The 6,463-nt window shown below is 60.9% G+C and carries 6 protein-coding genes and 1 tRNA gene; 5 read left to right on the plus strand and 2 right to left on the minus strand.

Going from position 1 to position 6,463, the window contains the following annotated elements; all coding sequences use genetic code 11:
* The first annotated feature begins 26 nt into the window (after positions 1 to 26).
* The 4 genes from ACXIQ9_RS10420 (at position 27) to ACXIQ9_RS10435 (ending at position 3,200) form a co-directional block, all read left to right on the plus strand.
* Positions 27 to 1,487 carry an apolipoprotein N-acyltransferase gene (locus tag ACXIQ9_RS10420; protein ID WP_459016619.1) on the plus strand — a complete coding sequence of 487 codons (1,461 nt, stop codon included), beginning with the start codon at positions 27 to 29 and terminating at the stop codon, positions 1,485 to 1,487.
* Positions 1,488 to 1,584: 97 nt separating this feature from the next.
* On the plus strand, positions 1,585 to 2,037 hold the full coding sequence (locus ACXIQ9_RS10425) for a hypothetical protein (RefSeq protein WP_296415774.1): 453 nt from the start codon (positions 1,585 to 1,587) through the stop codon (positions 2,035 to 2,037).
* A 181-nt stretch (positions 2,038 to 2,218) separates the two neighbouring features.
* Positions 2,219 to 2,392, plus strand: a complete 174-nt coding sequence (locus ACXIQ9_RS10430) for a hypothetical protein (protein ID WP_156797832.1) — start codon at positions 2,219 to 2,221, stop codon at positions 2,390 to 2,392.
* Positions 2,393 to 2,702: 310 nt separating this feature from the next.
* Complete coding sequence (locus ACXIQ9_RS10435; protein ID WP_296415776.1) at positions 2,703 to 3,200, plus strand: peptidase M76 family protein; 498 nt, start codon at positions 2,703 to 2,705, stop codon at positions 3,198 to 3,200.
* Here ACXIQ9_RS10435 and ACXIQ9_RS10440 read toward each other — a convergent pair.
* Positions 3,197 to 4,864, minus strand: a complete 1,668-nt coding sequence (locus ACXIQ9_RS10440; protein ID WP_459016620.1) for a protein adenylyltransferase SelO family protein — start codon at positions 4,862 to 4,864, stop codon at positions 3,197 to 3,199. The genes ACXIQ9_RS10435 and ACXIQ9_RS10440 overlap by 4 nt on opposite strands.
* A gap of 48 nt (positions 4,865 to 4,912) precedes the next feature.
* A tRNA-OTHER gene (locus tag ACXIQ9_RS10445) sits at positions 4,913 to 5,001 on the minus strand.
* Between the two features lie 251 nt (positions 5,002 to 5,252).
* Between ACXIQ9_RS10445 and ACXIQ9_RS10450 the strand changes: the two genes are divergently transcribed.
* Positions 5,253 to 6,463: hypothetical protein (locus ACXIQ9_RS10450; RefSeq protein WP_459016621.1), on the plus strand; the 1,211-nt coding region annotated here is incomplete at its 3' end.

Consider the following 6,463-nt stretch of genomic DNA (forward strand, 5'->3'; position numbering starts at 1 on the left):
CAGGACGCTCTATAGGGTCAGTGGCCATGGCAGAGAACCGGCGACTGGTGTGGAGCGGAGCCCTCGCGGCTGGTCTGCTGGCCGGTGTGGCGCTCCCGCCCCTGGGATCCCCGCCCCTGCTCTGGCTGGCGCTGGTCCCGCTCTGGGCCTTTGGGGCTGGGCCGGCGGCCCTCTGGGCTGCTGCTGCGGTCTTGGTCAGCCATCGCTGGCTGCTTTGGTTGCACCCCCTCGATTGGATTGGGGTGCCCCTGCCCTTGAGCCTGCCGCTTTGTCTGCTGCTCTGGTTGGCCCTGGGACTACTGGGGGCGGGGTTGGTGGCGCTCTGGCGCGCCCTGGTGGGGCGGTTCGGCGCTGGCCGTTGGTCTGTGGCGCTTGTGGCCTCGGCCCTTTGGGGCTTGGGCGAGGTCTGGATGGCCAAGGGGCCTCTCTTTTGGCTGGGGCTGGGGGCGGCCGTCCTGCCGGGTGATCGTGCCCTGGCGGGGTTGGCCCAGTGGATTGGGGCCGGTGGCTTGGCGGCGCTGCAGTTGCTGCTGGCCTGGGGGCTCTGGCGTTTGCTCCTCGGTTGGTGGGAGGGGCGACGCGGGCTTTGGCGCGGCTGGCTGTCCTGGTTGCTGGTGCTCGCCCTGCTCCATGGCCTGGGTTGGCAGCAGCTGCAGCGCAGCGCCTTAGAGGACCCGGGTGCTCCCTGGCTGTCGGTGCTGGTGCTGCAGCCCGATATCCCCACCCGCGAAAAGTTCAGCTGGGTTCAGCAGCGGTCTCTGGAGCGGCAGCTGCGCCAGGCCCAGGCCGATGCGGAGGCCCAGGGCGCTGACCTGTTGGTGCTGCCCGAGGGGGCCTTGGCTCTGGGGCAGGGGCTGCCCACTGCAGCGGGCGTGGAGGTTCTCAGCGGTGGCTTCCGTCAGGAGGAGACCCAGCTGCGCAGCAGTGTTCTGCGCTTCCCCCCTCAGGCGCTGCAGGCTGAGGCGGCGATCGACAAGCACCGCTTGGTGCCGCTGGGGGAATGGGTTCCCGGTGGGGCTCTCCTGCGTTGGGCTGGGTTATCTGCGGTCGGTGGGGTCGAGCCGGGAGCGGCCTCGCGTCTGCTGCAGCACCCCAAGGGGGATCTCGCCGTGGCCATTTGCTACGAGATCGCCGATGGGGCCGGATTAATTGCTGCCTCCCAGGCGGGGGCTGGCTGGATTCTGGCCAGCGCCAACCTCGACCCCTATCCCCTGCAGTTGCAGAGGCAGTTCCAGGCCCTGTCCCAGTTGCGGGCGATTGAAGCCAGTCGCTGGCTGGTCAGTGCCGCCAATAGCGGCCCGAGTCTTGTGGTGCAGCCCGATGGACGGCTGGGGGCCTCCTTGGCTCCGATGGAGCCGGGAACCCTGTTGGTGCGGCTGCAGGCTCGGGCGAATCAGACCGTCTATGGCCAACTGGGGGAATGGCCGCTGTTACTGGCGGCAGGCGCCGGACTCGTCGCAAACCGGTCTCGCATGAGACAATCTTGAGACTTGCTTAAGGCGCCTTTTGGTTTCCTTCCGCTCTGGTCTGTTGGGTCTGGGCTTGGCGGCCGCATCGGCGCTGCTGACTCTGCCTGCCAGGGCTATGGATCCGGCTGATGCGGCGCTGGAGGCGGCCTCTGCCCTGGGGGTCGTGGTGATCCAGGGGGCGGACTGCGGCGGGCCGCGTCAGCTCGCCACTTACAACATGGGCGCGAACGTCCTCTGCCTTTCCAAGGCCCTGGACCTTGATCCGCAGAAGCGGGCCAGGGTGATCCAGCACGAGTTGGTCCATGTTGTGCAGGACTGCCTTGATGGTTTGGGTACGCCCACCTCGCTGACCCTGGCGGAGGGATTGCGCTCCAGCGGTCAGCTCAGTGGAGAACAGGTCAACGGCTTTTTTCTGCAGCATCTGCGCAAGCAGGGCAATTTGAATCACGTCGTGGCTTCAACGGCGCAGTTGCCATTGGAAAGTCGTCAACGTGAGTTCGAGGCCTACGCCCTGCAGGCGGATCCAGCGATGGTGGCGCACCTGTTGAAGTCCACCTGCACGCTCTAAATCGTCGGCTAATCGCGGATTGGAGTTGACTGTCAGGCCGCGCAGACAGCGCGGTTAATGGATGCGTCTGTCTAGGTATTCAGCACCAGGTTATTGTGCCTAAATCACCAAAAGTATGGCATTTATACCTGGAAGAAATGCCCTGACCAGGGTTAGGACATCAGGAGTTGCCGCCTTTGCTGTGACCGCTTATCCCTGCTGCGCTGCCTGTAAGAACTTCATCATCGCTGGCGGCATGGGGGTCTGCCGCTGTTGGCGGATGACGATGAGCTTGAAGGACGCTGAGGCTCAGGTGCGCTGCCCCTATTGGCTTCGCGCGGAGGCGGTTGAAGATCCCTTTGAGACCTTTGATTGAGTCAGCACTCGATTCAGTGAAGAGCACGTTGGTGTCCTGCGTCACCTTCTGAGGTCTTGGGTTTGCTCTTGATGGGGCGGCTGGCCGCCCAGAGTTAAGACGCTCTGGACGCAGCTGTGATGCCCGACGTGCTGTCCCTGACGGCGATCCTCCTGTATCTGACGGCTAAGGGGGTTCATGCCTTTTGGCTCGCTGACTCGCCGCCTGCCCCTGGCTCTGGTCGGGGTTGAAAACCGGAGAGATTCGGCGCGAACAACCTCCCACCTTCTCGAAGTGGGTCCACTGAGACCAGGGTTGAGAGGGATGGGGTTTGCGGTTCTCCAGGCCCATTCGCTTTGCGGTCCTCTTGGCTGCGCTGCTCGGGTTTGGATTGCAGGCCTCCCCGGCTCGAGCGGAGCGTCTCAAGTCCATCGCGTTGCTCGCCGGGTTGCTGCGCCGGGCCGGCACCGAGACCTTGGTGGCCCGGGATTGCCCCAAGCAGTTGATGGGTGCTTTTGTCTTCGCCCGCAATGCCGTGGTCTTGTGTGCCAACAACCTCAAGGACGATCCCGAGCGGGTCTGGGAGACCTTGGCCCATGAGTCAGCCCATGTGATGCAGCACTGCCGGCGTCAGCCGATCTTTGAGCGGGATCGTCTGGGCTTGGATTTCTTGCTGGCAAGCCATCAGTCACCGGAGCTGTTCAAGGCCGTTGGCCAGTACCACCCCAGTCAGCACCGCACGGAAATCGAGGCGCGGATTGTTCAGGGTTTGCCGGCTGAGGAGGTGATGAATCTCTTCCGCCGCTCCTGCGCGGATCGCCTGCTCTAGGACGAGCAGCTGTAGTGCGATAGCCCGCCGGCATTGAAGAACTCGCGGGGTTTGAGCCTGTCGTAGGTCGCCGCAAGCTCTGCTGGAGGGGTGGCGTAGGGATCGCGGAAGACCGTCTGGAGTTCTTGGATCAAGCTCAGATCGCCTTCGGCGGCTCGCTCGTAGGCGGGGGCGATGAGCCACTCCCGCCACGTGATCAGTGGGTTGGCCTGGCGCATGGCGGCCCTAGCGGCCTCGGGGTCGCCCAGCTGTTCGCGCCAACGCTGCAGCCAGGTCATCCAGCGCTGCTCGAGTTCAGCGTCGATTGGCAGATAGAAGCTGGGTTTGAGCGCCTCCACCTGCTCCGGGAGTTCAGAGAGGTGGCGGAAAGCCAAGGTGTAATCGGCCCTGGAGCTGGCCAGCAGTTGCAGCAGATCCTTCAGGAGGTCGTCGTCGTAGCTGGCCAGTCCCAGCTTGCGGGCCCACATCGCCTCGAGTTCGCCGCGCATCGCTTCTGAGAAGCCCTCGCGCAGCCCATCGAGCTCAGCCAGCGCCCCTGCGTCGTCCTCCAGCAGTGGCCGCAGCGCAGACCAGAACATCTGGTAGTTGGCCTCTGCGGCTGCCGGTTGGTTGAAGAAACAGAAGTGCTCGCCGCCGCCGGTCCAGGGCTGGAAGCGGGGATCAAACAGTTCGCAGAAGCCGAAGGGCCCGTAGTCGAGGGTGTAACCGCCGGCGGCGCAGTTGTCGCTGTTGAAGTTGCCCTGGCAGTAGCCCACGCGAATCCAGTTCGCCACCAGGGCCGTCAGCCGTCCGCGGAAAAGCCGGGCCAGCTCCAGCACCTGCTGAGGGAAGGGCAGAGCCGCGTTGATCTCGGTGCGGTAGTTGCGCTCGATCAGGTGCTCGGTGATCTGCTGCAGTTCCCGCCGGGCCCCGGGGTGGGCGTTGCTGCGGACCCGGCGGGCAAAGAGCTCGAGCTGGCCGACTCGCAGGAAAGACGGCGCCACCCGGGTCGTGATCGCGGCCGGGTTGTCGACCATCACGTCCGGCTCGAAGGAGCGCGATTGCGGGGAGTACCAGGGACGCCGCACGCCCTCGGCGCGGGACATGTACAGGCTGAGGGAGCGGGTGGTGGGTACCCCCAGGGCATGCATGAACTCCTGGGCGAGGAACTCGCGAACGCTGGAGCGCAGGACGGCCCGGCCATCGGCGCCGCGGCAGTAGGGGGTCGGGCCCCCGCCCTTGAGCTGCATCTCCCAGCGCTGGCCCTGAAAGAGGCCTTCAAAGATTGAGATCGCCCGCCCGTCGCCGTAGCCATTGCCAGTGCCGAAGGGGCACTGCTGGATGTACTCCGTGCCGTAGATCGAGAGGGCATAGCCCGTGGCCCAGCCATAGGGCCGCATGGCTCCTCGCGCCACCCTGCTGTCACCGGAGAAGAGCCGGCGGAAGTCCTCGTCATGGGCCAGGCCTTCGCCTAGCCCCAGCTCCGCGAAGAGGCTGGCGCTGTGGGCCACGTACTCCGGGGCCGGTAGTGGCTTGGGGGTGACGGGGACGTAGTGCCCTGAACGGACCTGCCGCGGTAGGTGATCATCGCCATCGCTGCTGGACTCCGGGTCGGCCTGGAGTGACTCCAGCAGGGAGTAGTCCACCTGCCCCGCAAAGGCCTCAAAGCTGTCGGTGGTGGTCATGGGTGTTGGGCACAAAAAAGCCCAGGACAGGCCTGGGCTTTTGGAAAGTGGAGCCAAGGAGACTCGAACTCCTGACCCCCTGCATGCCATTTAGGCGTTTTGGAGGGCAAGAATCCTTTCCTGGACTGGACTCTGGCATTATCACAAATCATGTGCGCAGATTTTGTCCAGTCTTTTCCAGTGGTCGAGACCAGAAGAAGGCGACTGGCGCAGCCTCGGTTTTTCGCCAAGACCAGTGTTATAGAGCTGTCGTAGCCAACCCAGCGACCATAGGTCCGTTCACATCTGAGCATGGTCGCGCACAGCAAATACTTAAGTCCGCCGGACTAGTGTCTTGGCGTGGTAAACTTCTTGGTCAAAGATATGGTTAAGCAGGTTAGTCAGGGCGATGCAATACACCGCTTACTACAAAGGTCGCATCCTTACTTCGGATCAGCCGTACGTATACTCACACAACTACTCTTATTATGAGGAGATTGCGTCGGCAGAGGCTAACTCTCAGCTGGCTGCTCTTGCAAAAGATAACTATATAGGAGAGTGGGAGTTTGGTGAGAAGGAAATCGTCTTCACCGGCACTGCTGCATATGGAGTCGGAAGCTCTCCTCCAATTGTTAGACAGGTGTGGTCGGGTCGCTTTACTTATAATGACGTTGGGCGCCTGAGCGGAGGCTCTATTGATGAATACAGCTATGGAACTAAAGATATTATTCAGAGGTTCAAGTGGCAAGGTGACAACTATCCTGGCCAGGGTCCCATTGAGATTGGAACCCTTGCTGGGCTTGACCTCAATAATGCCCTTAAAACATTAAGGTATGGTGTCACTGGTGCCGAGGAGTCCTTTTTTCCCGGCGGTCTCGACTGGGTAACTAGTCCTTTTGGTCAAGATATCATCAGCACCATCTCGACTGTAGAGAATTTAGGTTCCACGATGACAGTCCGTATCGGAAGTGTGTCGGACAGAAAGGTCAATAACAACTCAAGACGTATAGCAATTGTGCACAATGAGAGGATGGTGCCGATACTTGGGTGGCCAGATGCATATGACTCGGAAGGAGTGTATGAAATTAGAGGGGCTAACCAAATTACAACGATAGATGCTGAAGTCAAGGGTTCTTCGGTCTATCTGTTGGGTCAATCCGATTTGGCAAATGTGCAGAGTTTTTATTATTTGACTCGACATGATCTTGCGACTGGAGTTCAGACTGGTCTGTGGGATTCAAGAAGCTTTTCATTTAAGACTGATCCTGCGCAGACCGCATACATAACCATTTTCGAAGACAATTGGGCTCCTTATGAAGGCACTCCATACGCTTACCTCAAGGATGATTTCCTAAAATTCAGGCAAGAATTCTCTTTTCTCAGCATCCCTGCTCACGGTACAGGTGAAATCATTAGGGATAATGGATCTAATGGTTTATCCGGCTATACGACTGCAGGTGAGATTCTTAAAGACTTAGTGGGTGAGGAATCACTCCTAACAAGCATCTCGCTGGATCCCAAAGAAGATACAGAAAAGCTATTTAAGACTGCAACTTGGTCTAATACTGTAAAGATCAACAGAATGGTCCAAGCAGCAGCAGGCGGAGCGACAATCGAGGC

Source organism: Synechococcus sp. LTW-G (assembly GCF_054459035.1).